This is a genomic window from uncultured Friedmanniella sp. (genome assembly GCF_964244005.1).
In the GTDB taxonomy this organism is placed as follows: Bacteria; Actinomycetota; Actinomycetes; order Propionibacteriales; family Propionibacteriaceae; genus Microlunatus.
The window spans coordinates 26,351-44,618 of the sequence record NZ_CAXTHG010000035.1 but is presented as its reverse complement, the minus strand read 5'-3'; the positions used below and the strand labels follow the sequence as shown (position 1 = coordinate 44,618).

Sequence of the window (18,268 nt, the reverse complement as noted above, 5' to 3'; positions counted from 1 at the left end):
CACTCATGATCAACACCTCTCAGTCAGGTGTTGCACCAATTCCTTGAATCTGAGGGCTCATCCCGGCCCGAAATGGGCTTCTCGGGGTCGATTCTCAGGGCGACTGCCGGAAGAGGGGCGGCAGCGTGAGCGGCGACCTCGTGCTGCGAACCGGCGAGAACGAGGCGGTGCTGGTCCGCGACCGGCTGTACCCGCAGGCCTACACCCTGCAGGTCGGCCGGACCGACCAGTCCTACGTCGACCTCGACGACCCGCTCCGGCTGGAGTTCGACTACGTCCAACGGATGGCCGACGTGCTCGAGAGCATCGCGCCGGCCGGTGAGCGGTTGGGCGTCGTGCACGTCGGCGGGGCGGCTCTCACGCTGCCCCGCTACGTCGCCGTCACCCGGCCCCGGTCGGCGCAGGTCGTGCTCGAGCCCGACGGCGAGCTGACCGCTTTCGTCCGCCAGCACCTGCCGCTGCCCAAGCAGAGCGGCATCAAGGTGCGCGACACCGACGGTCTCGCGGGGATCGCGGCCCTACGTAACGCGTACGCCGACGTCGTGCTGGTCGACGCCTTCGCCGGGGCGCAGGTGCCCGCCGAGCTGACCACCGACGCCTTCTTCGCCGACGTCCGCCGGGTCGTCACCGAGCGCGGGATCTTCATGATCAACATCACCGACCGCGGCCCTTTTGCCTACGGGCGGCGGGTCCTGGCGGGTGTCCGGTCGGTGTTCCCCGACGTGGTCTGGTGCACCGAGCCGTCGACGATCAAGGGCCGACGGTTCGGGAACGTGATCATCGTCGGTTCGGGCCAGCCCCTGCCGCTGATCGAGATCGCCCGCCGGGCCGGCAGCTCGCCGTACCCGTACCGCGTGCTGCACGGGCCGCGGCTCGACCAGCTGCAGGCCGGTGCGGCCCCCTTCACGACCGCCGACGCCCAGCCGTCGCCCGCGCCCCCGGCGGACCTGCTGTTCGGCTGATACCGGTAGCCCCCAGCGCCTACGCTGGAGCGCATGTCGCAGGGGCCAACGTCACCGGTTGCTGGGCCGTCGCCGTCCGGGCCCCCGCAGTTCCAGCCCCCGCCCGCCCCGTACGGCCCCGCCTCCTACGGGCCCGCCTCGTACAGGCCAGCCTCCTACGGCCCACCGCCCGCGTACCCCGTGGTCCCCGTGCCCTGGGTGCCGGCCCCGGTTCCGTACCGAGGAGTTTCCGCAGCTGACGGCCCGCCGCAGCGGCCGGCGGTGGTCGCACTCGCCTGCACGCTCGCGGTGGTCGCCTCGCTGCAGTGGATCTGTGGCCTCAGCCTGCTCTGGGTGGCCGCGGCCGTCGGGTCGAACACCTTCGACGCCGCCGGCGACAACGGCGCCGTCTTCCACATCCTCAGCCGCTTCGAGTACCGGATGATCGACGGTCTCGCCGTGCCGCTCTACCTTTTCCCGCTGGCGTCGCTCGTCACCGGCTTCCTGGTCCTCAGCCGGCGCCCCTGGGCAAGGCTCGCGCACACCGTCGTCGGGTTGGCCGCGCTGGCTTGGGCAGCGTGGTGGCTGCAGGACAACCTGCTCTGGTGGTTCAGCGCCGCCTGGTACGTCGTGGTCGGCTGCCTGGTGCTGTGGACGCCCGGCGCCACGGCCTGGTACCGCTGGCGCGAACAGTCACGGTCAGCGTAGGCGCGCCAACCGAGCGACCGCCTCGTCCAGAACGCCGTCGGCCTTGCAGAACGCCCACCGCACGTACGGCCGGCCGGCCTCCACCCGGTCGTAGAACACGGCGTGCGGGATCGCGACCACCCCGCAGCGGTGTGGCAGCTCGCGGCAGAAGGCGACCCCGTCGTCGTAGCCGAGCGGTCGCACGTCGGTGGTCAGGAAGTACGTGCCCTGGGAGATCGCGGGCGTCAGCCCGACCGAACGCAGCCCGGCCGCGAGCCGGTCGCGCTTGCCCTGCAGCGCCAGCCGGTTGCCCTCCACCCAGGCCTCGCCCTCGGTCAGCGCCCGGGCTACCGCCGGCTGGAAGGGCGCCCCGGAGACGAAGGTGAGGAACTGCTTGACCGCGGTCACCTCGGTGACCAGGTCGGCCGGGCCGAGCGCCCAGCCGATCTTCCAGCCGGTCGCCGAGAAGGTCTTGCCCGAGGACGAGATCCGGACCGTCCGCTCACGCATCCCCGGCAGGGTGGCCAGCGGCACGTGCTCGGCGTCGTCGTAGACGAGGTGCTCGTAGACCTCGTCGCAGACCACCAGGACGTCGTGGGCGATGGCCAGCCGGGCCACCTCGGCCAGGTCGGCGTGGTCGAGGACGGTCCCGGTCGGGTTGTGCGGAGAGTTGATCAACACCAGCTTGGTGCGGTCGGTGAGCGCGGCCGCCAGCTCGGCGTGGTCGAGCCGAAAGTCCGGTCCGAAGAGCCCGACCCCGACCAGGCGGCCGCCGGCCAGGGCGACCGAGGCAGCGTAAGAGTCGTAGAAGGGCTCGAGCGCCACCACCTCGTCGCCCGGGTCGACGAAGGCCAGCATCGCCGCCGCGATCGCCTCGGTGGCGCCGGTGGTCACCAGTACCTCGGTCGCCGGGTCGTACTCGAGTCCGTAGTGGCGCCGGCTGTGGTCGGCGATGGCCTGCCGCAGCGGGGCGATGCCGCGGGCCGGTGGGTACTGGTTGACCCCCGCCGCGATCGCCGCCCGCGCCTCGTCGAGCATGAACGCCGGTCCGTCGGAGTCGGGAAAGCCCTGTCCGAGGTTGACCGAGCCGGTCTCGAGCGCCAGCGCCGACATCTCGGCGAAGATCGTGGTGGTCGACGACGCAACCCGGTCGGCTTTCCACCGTGAGGCCATGGCAAGCACCTTATCCAGCCTCGCTACAGTCTTCAGACATGTCGGAATCCTCGGAACGCTCACTGCTGGAGTCAGTCCCCGACGGGCTGCTGATCGGTGGCGAGTGGCGACCGGCCGCATCCGGCCGGACGCTCGCCGTCGAGGATCCGGCGACCGGAGCGGTGATCAAGACGATCGCGGACGGCGGGGTCGCGGACGGTGCCGCCGCTCTGGACGCCGCCGCGGCCGCCGGTCCGGCCTGGGCCCGGACCCCGCCCCGGGTGCGGTCGGAGATCCTCCGCCGGGCCTTCGACCTGGTGCAGGTCCACCGCGACGACCTCGCGCTGCTGATGACCCTCGAGATGGGCAAGCCGCTGGCCGAGTCTCGGGCCGAGGTGGCCTACGGCGGTGAGTTCCTGCGCTGGTACGCCGAGGAGGCGGTCCGGATCGCCGGTCGCTACGGCGTCAACCCCGAGGGCACCGGTCGGATGACCATCAGCCAGCACCCGGTCGGGCCGTGCTACCTGATCACGCCCTGGAACTTCCCGCTCGCCATGGCCACCCGCAAGATCGCGCCCGCGCTGGCCGCCGGCTGCACGGCGGTGGTCAAGCCGGCCGAGCTGACCCCGCTGACCACGCTCTACGTCGCCCAGCTGCTGGTCGAGGCCGGCGTGCCCGCCGGCGTCCTCAACATCGTGGTCACCTCGACCGCCGCCGAGGTCTCGGCCCCGATCATCGCCGATCCGCGGCTGCGCAAGGTGAGCTTCACCGGGTCCACCGCGGTGGGGAAGAAGCTGTTGACCCAGGCCAGCGAGAACGTGTTGCGGACCTCGATGGAGCTGGGCGGGAACGCGCCGTTCCTGGTCTTCGAGGACGCCGACCTCGACGCGGCGGTGGACGGCGCGATGCTGGCCAAGTTCCGCAACGTCGGCCAGGCGTGCACGGCCGCGAACCGCTTCCTCGTGCACGAGCAGGTCGCCGCAGAGTTCGCCGACCGGGTCACCGCCCGGGTGGCCGCCATGGCCGTCGGCCGCGGCACCGAGGACGGCGTCCAGGTCGGCCCGCTGATCAACGCGGCCGCCGTCGAGAAGGCCGAGGACCTGGTACGCGACGCCGTCGACCGCGGGGCTCAGGTCCGTACGGGGGGCCAGCGGATCGACCGGCCGGGCACCTTCTACGCCGCCACCGTGGTCACCGACGTCCGACCGGGCAGCGACATCATGCGCCAGGAGATCTTTGGACCGGTGCTCAGCGTCTCGACCTTCACCGACGAAGCCGAGGCGATCCGGCTGGCCAACGACACCGAGTACGGCCTGGTCGGCTACGCCTTCACCCGCGACGCCGACCGCGGGCACCGGCTGATCGACGGGCTCGAGACCGGCATGATGGGCCTCAACGTCGGGGTCATCTCCAACGCCGGCGCGCCGTTCGGCGGCGTGAAGCAGTCCGGGGTCGGCCGGGAGGGTGGCCTCGAAGGCATCCACGAGTACCTCTCGACGAAGTACACGCTGAGCCCCGACCCCTACCGCTGACCCCGGTCCTTGGCGGTGGGGAGGAGGATCAGCCAGCGCATACTGACAGCGTGCCGATCCCCACGACCGCCTACGCCCACGTTCGTCTCACCGTCACCGACATCGACCGCTCCCGGGCGTTCTACGACGACGTCTTCGGCCTGCCGGTGGCCTACGAGCTGCCCCCCGAGTCCGACGAGGCGACGCGCGAGCAGCTCGGCTTCCTCTTCGGCGGCGTGATCTACCACCTGGGTGACTCCCTGCTCGGGCTGCGGCCGGTCGCGACCGACGACTTCTCCGAGAACCGGACCGGGCTGGACCACGTCTGCTTCGCCGTCGGCTCTCACGCCGACCTGGTCGACGCCGTCACCACGCTGGATGGGCGCGGCGTCCCGCACGGGGGCATCAAGGACATCGGTGCCGGCTACATCCTCGAGTTCCGCGACCCCGACAACATCGCCCTGGAGCTCTTCGCCCCCAAGTGACCCCCGTGCCGGTGGGAGGATGACCGGGTGAGCCCTTCCCCCACGGGCGCCCGCCGCCGGCTGGACGCCTCCGACCGCCCGCGGTCGCGACGCCGCCCCTCGACCCTCCTGGTCGTCGGACTGGTGCTCCTGACCGCCGGGTTGGGGTGCCTCGGCTGGGTGGTCTACCAGTACGTCGGGACCAACGTCGTGGCCGAACGGTCGTTCGACACCCAGCGCCAAGACCTCAAGAGCCGGTGGACCGAACCCAGCGTCAGCCCGAGTGCCAGGCCCTCGGCCCGGTCGGCGGCACCGCGGACAGCCGATCCGGGCCACGCGGCCGCACTGCTGCGGATCCCGCGGTTCGGCGCCGACTACGAGGTGCCGATCATCGAGGGCACCACCCTCGACGACCTCGCCAAGGGAGTCGGCCACTACAGCGGCACCGCGGGACCCGGCGGGCTGGGCAACTTCGCGCTCGCGGGGCACCGGGTGACGCACGGCCAGCCGTTCGCGCACCTGCTGGAGCTGGACCAGGGTGACCAGGTGATCGTGGAGACCGCCGCGGCCACCTACACCTACGTCCTCGACACCGCTCCGCGCGACCTCACCGTGACTGACACGGCCGGCTGGGTGCTCGATCCGGTGCCGGGCGAGCCGGACGCCACCCCGGGCCGTTCCCTGCTCACGTTGACGACCTGTCAGGACCTCTTCCACTCCCCGGACCGCTCGGTCGCGTTCGGGCACCTGGCCAGCACGCAGAATAAGTAGCCGCTGGGGGTCAGCGGAACAGCGGCCCGGACGCGGCGGCGTCGAGCCGTACCGTGACCGACCGCGCGGAGGTCACACGACGGCGCCAGGAACAGCCGAGCCCGGCTGCTGATCCTGCTTGCAGGTCGTGATGGCCTCGTCGAGGATGCTGATCGCGATGTCGATCTCGTCGGTGGTGATCGACAGCGGCGGGGCCATCCGCAGGCAGTTGGTGGTCGTCCCGTCGCCCTTGACGATGTTCATCGACAGCCCCAGCCGCAGGCACTCCGCGGTCACCGCCGCTCCCAGGGCGCTGGCCGGCTCCTTGGTGTCGCGGTCGGTGACCAGCTCCACCCCGACGAGCAGACCGCGGCCGCGGACGTCGCCGATCTCCTCGTGCCGCTCGGCCAGCCCGTGCAGCTGAGCGAACAGGTAGTCACTCATCCGCCGCGCCCGCCCGACGAGGTCCTCCTCGGCGATCACGTCGAGCACGGCGAGACCGGCTCGGGCCGGCATCGGGTCGGAGACGTGGGTGGTGAGGTGGAAGAAGCCGTTCTCGTGCGCCTGCTCCTCGATCTCGGCACTGGTGATCGTGGCGCCCAGCGGGATCCCGCCGCCGAGGGTCTTGGAGACGGTGAGGATGTCGGGGACCACGCCTTCGTGCTCGAACGCGAACATGTCCCCGGTCCGGCCGAAGCCCGTCTGGGCCTCGTCGACGATGAGCAGCATTCCCCGCTCCTCGCACTTCTCCTTGGCGCGGGTCAGGTAGCCGTCCGGCAGCGGGATGATCCCACCGGTGGACAGGACCGGTTCGACCACCATCGCCGCGAGCTGGCCGACCGAGGCCTGGTCGACGGTCTCGAAGCCCACGTCCAGGCACAAGGTGTCGCAGCGGTTCAGGCAGTGCCGGATGGGGCATCGGTACTCGTACGGCGCCGGAATCGCGAAGCTGCCGGGCATCATCGGCCCGTAGCCCCGGTGGCCGACGGTGTAGGTGAGCGACCCCGTACCGGCGAGCAGGCCGTGGAACGCGCGCGTCAGACCCACCATCTCGAACTTGCCCGTGTAGGACTTCGCCAGCCGGAAGGCCAGCTCGTTGGTCTCCGAGCCCACGTTCAGCAGGATCGAGCGCATCAGGGGCGGCGGCAGCAGCTCGGCCAGCCGGCGGGCGAGCTCGAGCACGTCCTCGTTGAGCATCCACGAGTTGAGGTGGATGACGCTGTTCAGCGACTCCTGCACCGCCGCGACGATCCTGGGGTGGTTGTGGCCGAGCGTGGAGCTGATCTGCCCCGAGGTGAAGTCGAGGATGCGACGACCGTCGGTCGTCTCGACCCAGGCCCCGAGTGCCCTGGCGACCACAAAGGGCGCGAAGTCCCCGGCGTAGCGGATCAGGTACTTCTCGCGCTCGTCGTGGGACACCATCAGCTCCTCGTGTGATCGGTACTGAGCAGCGTAGAGGCGCGGGAATCCTGTCGGCGCCAAGCACTAGAGTCCGCGGCATGGCCGAGACCACCCCACCCCCCGAACCGGACCAGTCAGACCGTGACCGGCTCGTCGCGCTCATCCGGGCCCTGGCCGTGGTGCACGGCGAGGTCACGCTGTCCTCAGGCCGGACCGCCGACTACTACGTCGACCTACGCCGGATCACCCTGGACGGCGAGGCCGCCCCGCTGGTCGGTCGGGTGCTGCTCGACCTCGTCGCGGACTGGGAGTTCGACGCGGTCGGGGGGCTCACCCTGGGCGCCGACCCGGTGGCGGAGGCCATGCTGCACGCCACGGCGGCGGTCGGCGGCCGGCTGGACGCGTTCGTGGTCCGCAAGGAGGGCAAGGACCACGGGCTGCAGCGGCGGATCGAGGGCTCGCCCGTCGAGGGCCGCCGCGTGTTGGCCGTCGAGGACACCAGCACGACCGGAGGTTCGGTGCTGACCGCGGTCGAGGCGCTCCGCGAAGCCGGCGCCCTCGTGGTCGGGGTGGCGGTCATCGTCGACCGGGACACCGGCGCCCGGGAGCGGGTCGAGGCGGCGGGACTGCCCTACCGGTACGCGGTGTCGGCGGCCGACCTCGGCCTCGGCTGAGCGCCCGGAGGCTCCGGACGCGTGACCCGCCCAGGCACTACTGTGGAACCGCCCGACGGCTCCTGTGAGCCGGTACCCCGCCTCGGCAAGGAGATCTGATGGGCACCGCCATCATCTTGATCGTCATCCTCGTGGTGATCGTCGTCATTCTGGCCCTGGTCGCGATAGGCTCCTACAACGGCTTCGTGAAGTCGCGGAACATGATTCAGGAGTCCTGGCGGCAGATCGACGTCGAGCTCAACCGGCGTTACGAGCTGATCCCCAACCTGGTCGAGACCGTCCGGGCGTACGCGGCTCACGAGCGCAACACCCTCGAGGACATCACCCGGCTGCGCAGCCAGGCCCAGTCCGTCGCCCAGACCGACGGGGCGCTGCCCAGCCAGCAGCGGGCCGACGTCGAGGAGCAGCTCTCCGGTGCCGTCCGCAACCTGATCGTCAGCGTCGAGGCTTATCCCGACCTGAAGAGCAACCAGAACTTCCTCGAGCTGCAGCGTCAGCTCGCCGAGACCGAGGACCGGATCGCCGCCGGCCGCCGCTTCTACAACGCGAACGTGCGGGTCTACAACACCAAGGTCGAGTCGGTCCCGTCCAACCTGATCGCGAACACGTTTCACTTCGAGAAGGCCACCTACTTCGAGGTGAACGACCCGTCGGTCCGGCAGGCGCCTGGGGTGAGCTTCGGCGAGATCGCCTACCGCGGCGACCCGCAGCAGGGTCAGCTGCCGCCGCAGCAGAGCGCGCCGCCCGTCCAGTTCGGCACCGGGAACGGTCTGCCCGACCCGCAGCAGCAGTACGCGACCCCGCCCCAGAACCAGCAGCCGACCCAGTACCAGCAGCCGTCGCAGAACCAGCAGCCGCCAGCCCAGGGCGGCTACCAGCCGCCGCAGACCGGGAGCTACCAGCCCCCGCAACAGTGAGGAACACCATGTCCGACATGACGTATCGCCAGCTCGGCCGGTCCGGGTTGACCGTGTCCACGGTCGGTATCGGCTGCAACAACTTCGGCGCCCGGATGGCTGATGAGGACGTGCCACGGGTGGTGCACGCGGCGATCGACGCCGGCATCACCCTGTTCGACACCGCTGACGTCTACGGCAACCGCGGCGGTTCCGAGACGTTGCTCGGGAGGGCGCTGCAGGGCGTCCGCGACCAGGTCGTCGTGGCGACCAAGTTCGGTGCGGACATGGGCGGCAGCAACGGTCCTGACTGGGGTGTCCGCGGTTCCCGGCGTTACATCCGGCTCGCGGTCGAGAACAGCCTGCGCCGGCTGGGCACCGACTGGATCGACCTCTACCAGATGCACGTCCCCGACCCACGAACCCCGGTCGAGGAGACGTTGACCGCGCTGACCGAGCTGGTCGCTGAGGGCAAGGTCCGATACGTCGGTTCGTCCAACTTTGCCGGCTGGCAGGTCGTCGACGCCGACTGGATCGCTCGGACCGGCCACCTCGCCGGGTTCGTCTCGGCCCAGAACGAGTACTCCTGGCTCAAGCGAGAGATCGAGTCCGAGCTGGTTCCCGCCCTGCAGCGCACCGGGCAGAGCCTGCTGCCCTACTTCCCGCTGGCCAGCGGGCTGCTGACCGGCAAGTACAAGCGCGGCCAGTCCGCGCCGGAGGGCACCCGCCTCGCGGCCCGGGCGGAGACGCTGGAGTCCGCCGACTTCGACACGGTGGAGGCGCTGGAGAAGCTTGCTGCTGATCGGGGTGTCTCGCTGCTGGCCCTCGCGATGGGCGGCCTGGCCGCGATGCCGACCGTCGGCTCGGTGATCGCCGGCGCCACCAAGGTCGAGCAGATCGAGCAGAACGTGACCGCCGGACTCTGGGAGCCGACGGCTGAGGACCTCACGGAACTCAGCACGCTGACCCGACCCGCGCCCTGAGCCTGTCGAAGGCCTCGAAGAGGTAGCGCGGGGAGGTTCAGGCAGCCGTGACCGCCGCGCGGCGGTTGCGGCGGCGGTGCAGCAGGAACTCGACGGCCATCGGGATCAGCGACACGGCCACGATCAGGATCAGGACGGCGTCGATGTTGTTCTTGATGAAGCCGATGTTGCCGAGGTAGTAGCCGAGCGTGGTCACCCCGACCGCCCAGAGCACCCCGCCGATCGCGGTGTAGGTGATGAAGTGCCGGAAGCTCATCCGGCTCACCCCGGCCACGAGGGTGACGAAGGTGCGCACGATGGGAACGAATCGGGCCAGGATCAGCGCGCGGCTGCCGTAACGGGCGAGGAAGAGGCGGGTCTTCTCCACGTACGAGGGCTTGAAGATCTGGCCCAGCAGCCCGCTGCGTTCGCGGAACAGGGGTGGACCGATCAGCCGGCCCAGCAGATAGCCACTGACGTTGCCCAGCACGGCCGCGAGGGTGAGCACCGTGCAGACGAAGACCATCGAGTGGTCGATCGTGCCCAGGGCCACGAAGATCCCGATGGTGAACAGCAGCGAGTCCCCGGGCAGGATCGCAAACAGTCCGCATTCGGCGAAGATGATGAACGCGACGCCCCACAGCGCGTACGGGCCGAGCCAGTTGATGATCACCTCGGGGTCGAACCACGAGGGCAGCAGCAGGGGCGTCAGGGTCACGGTGGAAAACGGTACCGTCGATCACTGTGGGTTTCCTGAGCGAGGACGAGGTGACGGCCGCCGCGGGACCGGGCGTTGGCCCCCATCCGAAACCCTGGCCGGACGACCCTCGCTACGACCTGGAGCTGCTGGCGGCGGGCGACCACCGCAACGTCGTGGACGCCTACCGCTACTGGCGGCTGGAGGCGATCGTCGCCGACCTCGACACCCGTCGCTTCCCGTTGCGGGTGGCGATCCAGAACTGGGAGCACGACTTCAACATCGGCTCGATGGTCCGGACGGCGAACGCATTCAACGTCGCCGGGGTGCACATCGTCGGCCGGCGCCGCTGGAACCGCCGCGGCGCGATGGTCACTGACCGCTACCTGCACGTCGAGCACCACCCCGACGTGGACGATTTCGGCCGCTGGCTCGGTGAGCACGGCTACGTCGCGGTCGGCGTGGACAACCTGCCCGGCTCGACCCCGCTGGAACAGACGCCACTGCCGGAACGGGCGTGCCTGGTCTTCGGCTCCGAGGGCCCCGGCCTGACCGAGGAGATGCTCGCGCTCTGCGGCTCGCTGGTCGCGATCACCCAGTACGGGTCGACCCGCTCGCTGAACGCCGGCGCTGCGGCGGCCATCGCGATGTACGCCTGGTCGACGCGCTGGGCCGGAGACTAGACCGCTGCGTCACGGGTTGTGCGACGCTTCCGGTCATGCCTGCCACGCCAGCCACCACCCTCGCCGCGCTCACCGTTGACTGTGCGGACGCCAAGGCGATGGTCCGGTTTTACCGGGACGCTTTCGACGGCAGTGCCGATCCGGACCTTCCCGGTCTGGACTGCGTCCGCGTTGACGGTCTGCTCGTCCTCTTCCGCGAGCTTGACGGCTGGGAACGACCTACCTGGCCCGGCTCACACATCCAGATGCATCTTGAGATCTTCGTCGACGACCTCCATCGAGCAGCGGCCCGACTCGTCGGGCTCGGGGCGGGCAGACCAGCGGAGCAAGACCCGGCGAACCCGGACCTCGTCGTCCTCACCGACCCCGCTGGCCACCCCTTCTGCATCTCCGAGCGGTCCACCCCTGCATCCTGAGCCCCGCATGGCCTTGCCGCCAGCTTCGTGAAGCGTCCGCAGCAGGCTCCCCAGGGTTAGTCGGGGACTCGGGTGAGCTCTCGCTCGACAGCTCTCCGGATCCATCGGGAGACGGATCGGTCAGCGGCAACAGCGCGGTCGCGCAGCTGTTGCAACACGTCCTCCGGGAACCGCACGAGGATGGGCGCGCTGAGCTTTGCTCGACGTCGTACGCCAGGAGCTGCGGCTGCTGGTTGACGGGGTCGGCGTAGAAGTCGCGCTCCTGCTCGGGTGTCGTGTGCGGTGCGTTCTCTTCATCGGTCCTCCCGATTAACGGCGAGCAAGCTGCTCGCTGGCGATGTGACAGCCGATTGGTCGGCACCGGCGAGGGGCGTCCGACCGCGATGGCGCGAGCGGCACGGTCAGTATTCGACCGCCGGTCGCAGCCACCATCAGCCAGTGAGCCGCGGCTTCGCGGGGTAGAAGATCGGTTCGCTGACCCAGACGTCGGCCACCTCGCTCGGGGTGCTTGAACAAGTGAGCTGCTTGTCGGATCTCGAAGGGCCAGCCGTCGTCGGGGGCGTCGACGTCGAAGAGGTTCACGAGGCCCATGTCGTCCTACTACATGCGACTACAGATCCTCATGAATGCGTCGATCCGACCCAGCAGAGGTACCTCGTGCGCTGCCTACTGGTACGACTCATCGTCAGCCGAGCTTGCTGACGATGAGGGTGGGCCGTTGCCCGGCACCCGCGAGGCTTTCCTGCTGCCGAAGGTCGTCTTCACGACCCCCTACGCCAGCGGAGACTGCTGCACACCAGATCTACCGTGGGGCGAGCTCCCGATTCAGGACATCCTCGCCAGCAGCACCAGACTGTCCGCGTCCGACACGCTCGATGTCGAATTCATCAGCCGAGACGACCTGACCGTCAACAAAGGTTGACTTCTTACCTGCGTCAACCTAAGGTGACGATATGGCCCCCGCTTCCAACACCGTCGACGACAGCACCAGCTCCGATCCCGCGGTTGGGCTGCGGGCCGTCGCCGCTCTGCGCCGCCTCGTCGAGCAGCTGGAGGACCTCCAGGTCGCGAACGCCCGCCGGCTCGGCTGGTCGTGGAGCGACATTGCGGCTGCGCTCGGCGTCACCAAGCAGGCCGCGCACAAGAAGCACGCCACCCGCACCTGATCTGCGAGAGAAGAGGACCCATGTTCGAACGCTTCACCACGGCTGCCCGTGGGGCGGTCGTCGGAGCCCAGGGGCACGCTCGCGCCGTCGGGCACACCGAGATCGGCGCCGCGGACCTGCTCGCTGCCGTGCTCGTCGAGCCGGACGGCGTCCCCGCCCGTGTCCTAGCCAACCTTGGGGTGACCGACGTGGCCGGGGTCGCGACCGCGGAAGAGGTCTTCGACGACGCTGACGCCGCGGCACTCAGCGCCATCGGCGTCGACCTCGACGCGGTCCGGCGCCGGGCGGAGCAGACCTTCGGTCCCGGCGCCTTCGACCGGCGCAGCCGGCAACGGCCAGGACTCTTCGGTCGCCGAGCGGGAGCGGGACACCTGCCCTTCAGCCGTGAGGCCAAGTCGTCGCTGGAGCTGGCCCTGCGCGAGGCCGTGAGCGAGCACCACCGCTATCTCGGCCCCGAGCACCTGTTCCTCGGCCTGCTGGCCACCGAGCAGGGGACTGCGCTGCGGGTGCTGGCTCGGCTCGGCGTGACGGCGGACCGCGCGACCTTGCGCCGACTGGTGTTGGCCGAGATCGCCCGCCACGCGGCCTGACCCAACGCCGACTTGTCAGCAGCGGTGGTCGCCGGGGCGGCCACACACGCTGACAGGTCGGGGGGGGGTGGGCTTAGTCGGTCTGGGTGACCTTTTTCAGGCCGCGGGGGGCGTCCGGATCGAGGCCGAGACGACGGGCCAGGCGTTCGACCAGCAGCTGCCCGGGGATCACCAGCGCTAGTGGGGCGAGCAGCTCCGACAGGGCCGGACCCGGCATCGCCAGGTCGCAGGCGGCCCGGAACGAGGCGTCGCCGCCGATCCCGAGCACGGGACTGCCGGCCGCGCGTACGGTCGCGGCGAGGTCCACCAGCCCTGGTAGCGTCGGGCCGCTCGGGCCGGCGACCAGCAGCGTCACCAGTGAGGCGTCGACGATCGCGATCGGGCCGTGCTTGAGGTCGGCGTAGGAGAGTCCGCGGACCGGCCGCAGGCAGGTCTCCTCCAGCTTGAGCGCTACCTCCAGCATCGTCCCGAAGGCGAGCCCTCGGCCGCTGGCCAGCACCTCCTCGGTGCCGGCGAGCCGGTCGACCATCGCGTCCAGCGCATCGTCGGGGAGCAGCATCTGTTCGGCCTCGGCCGCGACGGCCGCAAACTCGGCGTCCAGCCTGCCGGGCACCGGCGCGAGCGCGTCCACCGCGACGGCCAGCGCCGCGACCTGGGTGGTGTAGGTCTTGGTCGCCGGTACGGCGAGCTCCGGCCCGGCCTGGGTGACCAGGGCCACGTCGGCACCGAGCGCGAGCGGTGAGCCGGCGACGTTGGTGACGGCAACCGTCGCCGCCCCGCACTCCTTGGCCCAGGCGAGCGTCTCCACGATCTCCGCGGTCGCCCCGGACTGGCTGACCGCGATCGTGACGGTGTCGCTGAGGTCGAGCTTGGCGGCGTACAGGGTGGCGACCGAGGGCGCGGCCAGCGCCCCGGCCATCCCGGCATGCACCTCGGCAAGATAGCGACCGTAGGTCGCGGCGTTGTCGCTGGAGCCGCGTGCGATCAGCAGCAGCCGGCGGCGGCCGCGGGCGAGCGCGGTGATCTCGCTGCGCTGCGGCAGCAAGGTGTCCAGCGTCTGCGCGATGGCCGCGGGCTGCTCGGCGATCTCGCGAGCCATCTGGGTCAGTGCTGCGCCCTCGGGCATCCGTGGCCTCTCGCTCGTCCGAACTCCGGTGGTCTGCACTGGTCTACTATGCACACCAGTAGGGGAGCAGCCCAGAATAGGATGAGCATTGCAGCAGAAGCTCAGCCGTGGCGACTTCGGCACGTACCGGCTCGACCGACCGTTGGCGCCCGCCACGACCAAGCGCGCCCAGGTCCGCGGCATCCTCGAGACCCTCATCGACACCGAGCTCAACCCAGGCGACGCGATCCCGTCCGAACGTGCGCTCGTCGTCCGGCTCGCGGTCAGCCGGGTGACGGTCCGGCAGGCGATCGCCGACCTGGTGGAGACCGGGGCGCTCGAGCGGGTGCACGGCAAGGGCACCTACGTCACCGGCCCGCAGGTCGACTCGCGGCTGCACCTCACCTCCTTCTCCCGCGAGATGCGGGACCGCGGCCTGGTGCCGGCGACGGTCGTGCTCGCGGCGAGCGAGGAGGCGGCCGACGACGACGTGGCGTACGCGCTGCGGATCCGGCCCGGCCGGCCGGTCGTCCGGGTCGAGCGGCTGCGGACCGCGGACGGCACACCGATGGCGTACGAGGTGGGGCAGTACCCGTCCTCCTTGTTCCCAGGCCTGCTGCAACGTGAGCTGGGTGCGCTCTACGACGTCTTCGCCAGCGAGTACGGCGTGGTCGTGACCAGCGGCGAGCAAACGGTTCGCGCGGAGTCGGCGGATGCGTCCCAGGCGCGAGTGCTCGGTATCGCCAAACGCGCGCCGCTGCTGGTCCAGGAGCGGGTCACCTACGCCGGCGACCGGGTGATCGAGCTGTCCACCTCGTGGTACCGCGCCGACCGCTACCGCATCCACATGGCCATCACCCCGCGCGGAGCCCGGGAGAACTGAGTGAACGCGATCGAAGAGCTGGTCGTCCCGTACGACCCGACCGAGCTGGTGGCGGCCGTGGACCGGCGACGACGCACGGTGCGCTCCCGGCTGATCAGCCTGGGCATCACGGTGGTGATCCTGGTGCTGCTCTACGCGTTCGGGGGCACCCGGCTGCAGGGCGCCGGCTTCCTCGCTGTCTACGGGCTGGCCCTGGTCGTCTCGCTCGCCTGGTTCGTCGGCTCGCTGCTGATCTACCTGCGCGTCCGCAGTGAGCTTGGTACGCTCGGCTCCGGCACCGCCGTCCGGATCGGTCGGCCCGGCGTCCAGGTCGCGGGCGTCTTCGCCCCGTGGTCGGAGGTGGCGGCGCTCGTGGTCGTGTCCGGCGGACTGGCGCGCAGCCCGCGGCTGGAGCTGCGGCGCACGACCGGTGAGGCGGCGTCAGTAGCGCTCAACCAGATCGTCGTGCACCCCGCGACGCTGGACAGCACGGCCCGTGCCTACTCCGCCGGTCGGCACGGCGTCGACCTGACGGCCCTGGAGAGCTGAGGGGCCTGGAGAGCGCAGGGGCCTGGAGAGCTGAGGGCCGAGGTTGCGGACCCGGCCAGCTTTGAGAGACTGAGCTCATCACCGACCACCCGTAGGAGAACACCCATGCCCATCGCCACTCCCGAGGTCTACGCGCAGATGATCGACGCGGCCAAGAAGGGCTCGTTCGCCTACCCGGCCATCAACGTCAGCTCCTCGCAGACCCTCAACGCCTGTCTGCAGGGCTTCACCGAAGCCGGCTCCGACGGCATCATCCAGGTCTCCACCGGTGGTGCGGAGTACGCGTCGGGTCCGACGATCAAGAACCAGGTCACCGGCGCCGTCGCCCTGGCCGCGTACGCCCACGAGGTGGCCAAGAACTACCCGGTCAACGTCGCGCTGCACACCGACCACTGCCCCAAGGACAAGCTGGACGGCTACGTGCGGCCGCTGATCGCCATCTCGCAGGAGCGCGTCGACCGCGGCGAGAACCCGCTCTTCCAGTCCCACATGTGGGACGGTTCCGCCGTGCCGGTCGAGGAGAACCTCTCGATCGCGCACGAGCTGCTCGCCCTGGCCGCCAAGGCCCGGATCATCCTCGAGATCGAGGTGGGCGTCGTCGGTGGCGAGGAGGACGGCGTCAGCCACGAGATCAACGACAAGCTCTACACCACCGTCGAGGACGGCCTGCGCACCATCGAGGTGCTCGGCACCGGCGAGCACGGCCGCTACATCACCGCCCTCACCTTCGGCAACGTGCACGGGGTCTACAAGCCCGGCTCGGTCAAGCTGCGCCCCGAGGTGCTCAAGGACATCCAGGAGCAGGTCGGCGCCAAGATCGGCCAGGAGCGTCCGTTCGACCTGGTCTTCCACGGCGGCTCGGGCTCCACGCTCGAAGAGATCCGCGCAGCCGTCGACTACGGCGTGATCAAGATGAACATCGACACCGACACCCAGTACGCGTTCACCCGCCCCGCCGCCGCGCACATGTTCAACAACTACGACGGGGTGCTCAAGGTCGACGGCGAGGTCGGCAACAAGAAGGCCTACGACCCCCGCGCCTGGGGCAAGGCGGCCGAGGCCGGCATGGCCGCCCGGGTCATCCACGCCTGCGAGGACCTGCGCAGCACCGGCACCTCGCTCAACGCCTGAGGCTCATCGGGTGTCCATCGCCGTCACCTCGGGCCCCGTCCCGCTCAACCGGGTGTGGTCGCGCGGCAAGGTGGTGGCTGACGACCTCACCGGGGACAACCTCAGTGACGTGCTGCAGCACGACTCGGAGGCGTCGGCCTGGTGGGTGCTGCCGCGGGACCACGACTACGGCGTGGCCGAGCTGCGCGACGTCGCCCACGCCCTCGACCTGGACGACCTGGCGATCCGGGACCTGCTCGCCGACGACGGCCGGGCCAAGTTCGAAGCCATCGGCGGCGCCAGGCTGGTGATCACCAACTACGTCAGCCACGACGTCGGCCGCCAGCAGGTCACGTCGGAGCCGATCTCGATCATCGCCACCGACCGGGCGCTGATCTGCCTGGTCGGGGAGGGCCGGTTCGCACCGGGCCGGCTGCTGCGCGACCACGCCGACGAGCTCGCCGAGGGCGGGGTCGAGGCCGGGCTGCAGCTGCTGGTCGGGGAAGTCATCGGCACCTACGAGGCCGCCGCCCAGTGGCTGGAGGACGCCGCGGACGAGCTGTCGGACGTGCTCTTCGACGAGCAGCGCGCGCTGGTCAAGAACGAGCAGTTGCACGCCTTCCGGCTGCGGACGGCCCTGAGCCAGCTGCGCCGCTCGACCGAGCCGATGCGCGCGGTGCTGTCGGACCTGGTCGACGAGCCGCCGCCGGCGCCCAAGGGCAAGCGGTCGCACCCCACCCGGACGGCCCGGCAGTGGCGGGTGATCTCGGAGCGGCACACCCGGGTGGCCAGCTCCGCCGATGCGCTCCGCGAGGTGCTCAGCTCGGTGTTCGACACCAGCCTCGCGCTGGCCGACCTGCACCTGAACTCGATCATGAAAAAGCTGACCGCCTGGGCCGCCGTGATCGCCGTACCCACCCTGGTCACCGGTTTCGTCGGGATGAACGTGAGCTTTCCCTTGGACGGCACGTCTGCGGGCTTCTGGCTCACCCTGGCGATCATGATCATCTCCTCGGTGATCTTGTACGTCGCCTTCCGCCGCCGGGACTGGATCTAGCCCGATCTAGCCCAGATCTAGCCCGCCGCTTGCTCGGCCGGTCAAAGGGCCCACTTACATTGGGGGGATGACCGAGACCCACCGCAACCTGCTCGCCACCCCGGGCGGCGGCCCCGCGCCGACCCTGCTGCCCGAAGACCCGGCCGCTGCCGAGCTGGCCGGCGCGGACCGCGCGCACGTCCTCGACGTCGTCCGCCGGCATCCGTCGTCGAGCGTGTGCTGGGCGGTGCTGGCCGAGGAGGCCCTCGCGGTCACCAGCCTCGAGGGCGACCTGGCCGCCTACGCGTACGCCCGGACCGGCTACCACCGCGGCCTCGACGCCCTGCGGCGCGCCGGCTGGCGCGGGACGGGACCGGTCCCGTGGGAGCACGGGCCCAACCAGGGCTTCCTCCGGGCGCTGTGGGCGCTGGCGCTCGCTGCCGAGCGGATCGGGGAGTCCGAGGAGTACGAGCGTTGTGCCCAGCTGCTCCGCGACTCCTCCGAGGAGGGGTATGCGTTCCTGAACGCAGCGACGACCACTAGCCTCACCCGAGGGTCTGGCCCCGGCGCGTTCGATGGCGACAGTTCCCGACGAGTTCGCTAGAGTTCCGGGGTA

22 protein-coding genes are annotated in these 18,268 nt (G+C 70.4%); 18 read left to right on the top strand and 4 right to left on the bottom strand.

Going from position 1 to position 18,268, the window contains the following annotated elements:
- Positions 1–125 precede the first annotated feature (125 nt).
- Both ACFE76_RS18015 and ACFE76_RS18010 read left to right on the top strand, forming a co-directional pair.
- Positions 126–962, top strand: coding sequence for a spermidine synthase (locus ACFE76_RS18015; RefSeq protein WP_375433161.1), 837 nt, complete (start codon positions 126–128; stop codon positions 960–962).
- A 261-nt stretch (positions 963–1,223) separates the two neighbouring features.
- Positions 1,224–1,649, top strand: coding sequence for a hypothetical protein (locus ACFE76_RS18010; protein ID WP_375433160.1), 426 nt, complete (start codon positions 1,224–1,226; stop codon positions 1,647–1,649).
- Here ACFE76_RS18010 and ACFE76_RS18005 read toward each other — a convergent pair.
- Positions 1,641–2,801, bottom strand: a complete 1,161-nt coding sequence (locus ACFE76_RS18005) for a pyridoxal phosphate-dependent aminotransferase (protein WP_375433159.1) — start codon at positions 2,799–2,801, stop codon at positions 1,641–1,643. The two genes, ACFE76_RS18010 and ACFE76_RS18005, sit on opposite strands and share 9 nt — an antisense overlap.
- 38 nt (positions 2,802–2,839) lie before the next feature.
- Here ACFE76_RS18005 and ACFE76_RS18000 point away from each other — a divergent pair, with 38 nt between their 5' ends.
- From ACFE76_RS18000 to ACFE76_RS17990, 3 genes are read left to right on the top strand one after another with little or no spacing between them, the layout of a single operon-like run.
- Positions 2,840–4,312 (top strand): NAD-dependent succinate-semialdehyde dehydrogenase, encoded by a 1,473-nt coding sequence (locus tag ACFE76_RS18000; RefSeq protein WP_375433158.1) that lies wholly within the window; start codon positions 2,840–2,842, stop codon positions 4,310–4,312.
- Positions 4,313–4,362: 50 nt separating this feature from the next.
- Positions 4,363–4,776 carry a VOC family protein gene (locus ACFE76_RS17995; protein ID WP_375433157.1) on the top strand — a complete coding sequence of 138 codons (414 nt, stop codon included), beginning with the start codon at positions 4,363–4,365 and terminating at the stop codon, positions 4,774–4,776.
- Positions 4,777–4,803: 27 nt separating this feature from the next.
- Positions 4,804–5,526, top strand: coding sequence for a class E sortase (locus ACFE76_RS17990; RefSeq protein ID WP_375433156.1), 723 nt, complete (start codon positions 4,804–4,806; stop codon positions 5,524–5,526).
- A 72-nt stretch (positions 5,527–5,598) separates the two neighbouring features.
- Here ACFE76_RS17990 and ACFE76_RS17985 read toward each other — a convergent pair whose 3' ends face one another.
- A complete protein-coding gene (locus ACFE76_RS17985; RefSeq protein ID WP_375433155.1) occupies positions 5,599–6,924 on the bottom strand; it encodes an aspartate aminotransferase family protein in 1,326 nt (441 codons plus the stop codon).
- Between the two features lie 80 nt (positions 6,925–7,004).
- On the opposite strand from ACFE76_RS17985, the gene pyrE reads away from it, so the two are divergent.
- The 3 genes from pyrE (at position 7,005) to ACFE76_RS17970 (ending at position 9,459) form a co-directional block, all read left to right on the top strand.
- The gene (gene pyrE / locus ACFE76_RS17980) at positions 7,005–7,580 is read left to right on the top strand and encodes an orotate phosphoribosyltransferase (protein WP_375433154.1); all 576 of its coding nucleotides are present in this window, start codon (positions 7,005–7,007) and stop codon (positions 7,578–7,580) included.
- Between the two features lie 98 nt (positions 7,581–7,678).
- Positions 7,679–8,497 carry a LemA family protein gene (locus ACFE76_RS17975; RefSeq protein WP_375433153.1) on the top strand — a complete coding sequence of 273 codons (819 nt, stop codon included), beginning with the start codon at positions 7,679–7,681 and terminating at the stop codon, positions 8,495–8,497.
- 8 nt (positions 8,498–8,505) lie between these two features.
- Positions 8,506–9,459, top strand: a complete 954-nt coding sequence (locus ACFE76_RS17970) for an aldo/keto reductase (RefSeq protein WP_375433152.1) — start codon at positions 8,506–8,508, stop codon at positions 9,457–9,459.
- Positions 9,460–9,496: 37 nt separating this feature from the next.
- Here ACFE76_RS17970 and ACFE76_RS17965 read toward each other — a convergent pair whose 3' ends face one another.
- Complete coding sequence (locus ACFE76_RS17965) at positions 9,497–10,156, bottom strand: DedA family protein (protein ID WP_375433151.1); 660 nt, start codon at positions 10,154–10,156, stop codon at positions 9,497–9,499.
- Positions 10,157–10,182: 26 nt separating this feature from the next.
- Here ACFE76_RS17965 and ACFE76_RS17960 point away from each other — a divergent pair, with 26 nt between their 5' ends.
- The 5 genes from ACFE76_RS17960 (at position 10,183) to ACFE76_RS17940 (ending at position 12,990) form a co-directional block, all read left to right on the top strand.
- Positions 10,183–10,818, top strand: a complete 636-nt coding sequence (locus ACFE76_RS17960) for a TrmH family RNA methyltransferase (protein WP_375433150.1) — start codon at positions 10,183–10,185, stop codon at positions 10,816–10,818.
- A gap of 35 nt (positions 10,819–10,853) precedes the next feature.
- A complete protein-coding gene (locus ACFE76_RS17955; RefSeq protein WP_375433149.1) occupies positions 10,854–11,234 on the top strand; it encodes a VOC family protein in 381 nt (126 codons plus the stop codon).
- Between the two features lie 718 nt (positions 11,235–11,952).
- The gene (locus ACFE76_RS17950) at positions 11,953–12,156 is read left to right on the top strand and encodes a hypothetical protein (protein ID WP_375433148.1); all 204 of its coding nucleotides are present in this window, start codon (positions 11,953–11,955) and stop codon (positions 12,154–12,156) included.
- Between the two features lie 31 nt (positions 12,157–12,187).
- The gene (locus ACFE76_RS17945; RefSeq protein WP_375433147.1) at positions 12,188–12,400 is read left to right on the top strand and encodes a helix-turn-helix domain-containing protein; all 213 of its coding nucleotides are present in this window, start codon (positions 12,188–12,190) and stop codon (positions 12,398–12,400) included.
- Positions 12,401–12,420: 20 nt separating this feature from the next.
- Positions 12,421–12,990 carry a Clp protease N-terminal domain-containing protein gene (locus ACFE76_RS17940; protein ID WP_375433146.1) on the top strand — a complete coding sequence of 190 codons (570 nt, stop codon included), beginning with the start codon at positions 12,421–12,423 and terminating at the stop codon, positions 12,988–12,990.
- Positions 12,991–13,063: 73 nt separating this feature from the next.
- Here the strand turns inward: ACFE76_RS17940 and ACFE76_RS17935 are convergent, their stop codons facing one another.
- Complete coding sequence (locus tag ACFE76_RS17935) at positions 13,064–14,116, bottom strand: SIS domain-containing protein (RefSeq protein WP_375433145.1); 1,053 nt, start codon at positions 14,114–14,116, stop codon at positions 13,064–13,066.
- Between the two features lie 88 nt (positions 14,117–14,204).
- On the opposite strand from ACFE76_RS17935, the gene ACFE76_RS17930 reads away from it, so the two are divergent.
- The 5 genes from ACFE76_RS17930 (at position 14,205) to ACFE76_RS17910 (ending at position 18,256) form a co-directional block, all read left to right on the top strand.
- Positions 14,205–14,978, top strand: a complete 774-nt coding sequence (locus tag ACFE76_RS17930) for a GntR family transcriptional regulator (RefSeq protein WP_375433144.1) — start codon at positions 14,205–14,207, stop codon at positions 14,976–14,978.
- Positions 14,979–15,506 (top strand): hypothetical protein, encoded by a 528-nt coding sequence (locus tag ACFE76_RS17925; RefSeq protein ID WP_375433143.1) that lies wholly within the window; start codon positions 14,979–14,981, stop codon positions 15,504–15,506.
- A gap of 105 nt (positions 15,507–15,611) precedes the next feature.
- Complete coding sequence (gene fbaA, locus ACFE76_RS17920; RefSeq protein ID WP_375433142.1) at positions 15,612–16,637, top strand: class II fructose-bisphosphate aldolase; 1,026 nt, start codon at positions 15,612–15,614, stop codon at positions 16,635–16,637.
- Between the two features lie 10 nt (positions 16,638–16,647).
- Positions 16,648–17,673, top strand: coding sequence for a magnesium transporter CorA family protein (locus ACFE76_RS17915; protein WP_375433141.1), 1,026 nt, complete (start codon positions 16,648–16,650; stop codon positions 17,671–17,673).
- Positions 17,674–17,740: 67 nt separating this feature from the next.
- Complete coding sequence (locus ACFE76_RS17910; protein ID WP_375433140.1) at positions 17,741–18,256, top strand: DUF3151 domain-containing protein; 516 nt, start codon at positions 17,741–17,743, stop codon at positions 18,254–18,256.
- Positions 18,257–18,268 lie beyond the last annotated feature (12 nt).

Coding starts and splice junctions, on each gene's coding strand:
- ACFE76_RS17975 (WP_375433153.1), top strand. CDS start 7,679: ATGGGCACCGCCATCATCTTGATCGTCATCCTCGTGGTGATCGTCGTC.
- ACFE76_RS18005 (WP_375433159.1), bottom strand. CDS start 2,801: ATGGCCTCACGGTGGAAAGCCGACCGGGTTGCGTCGTCGACCACCACG.
- ACFE76_RS18000 (WP_375433158.1), top strand. CDS start 2,840: ATGTCGGAATCCTCGGAACGCTCACTGCTGGAGTCAGTCCCCGACGGG.
- fbaA (WP_375433142.1), top strand. CDS start 15,612: ATGCCCATCGCCACTCCCGAGGTCTACGCGCAGATGATCGACGCGGCC.
- ACFE76_RS17935 (WP_375433145.1), bottom strand. CDS start 14,116: ATGCCCGAGGGCGCAGCACTGACCCAGATGGCTCGCGAGATCGCCGAG.
- ACFE76_RS17945 (WP_375433147.1), top strand. CDS start 12,188: ATGGCCCCCGCTTCCAACACCGTCGACGACAGCACCAGCTCCGATCCC.
- pyrE (WP_375433154.1), top strand. CDS start 7,005: ATGGCCGAGACCACCCCACCCCCCGAACCGGACCAGTCAGACCGTGAC.
- ACFE76_RS17940 (WP_375433146.1), top strand. CDS start 12,421: ATGTTCGAACGCTTCACCACGGCTGCCCGTGGGGCGGTCGTCGGAGCC.
- ACFE76_RS17955 (WP_375433149.1), top strand. CDS start 10,854: ATGCCTGCCACGCCAGCCACCACCCTCGCCGCGCTCACCGTTGACTGT.
- ACFE76_RS17910 (WP_375433140.1), top strand. CDS start 17,741: ATGACCGAGACCCACCGCAACCTGCTCGCCACCCCGGGCGGCGGCCCC.
- ACFE76_RS17970 (WP_375433152.1), top strand. CDS start 8,506: ATGTCCGACATGACGTATCGCCAGCTCGGCCGGTCCGGGTTGACCGTG.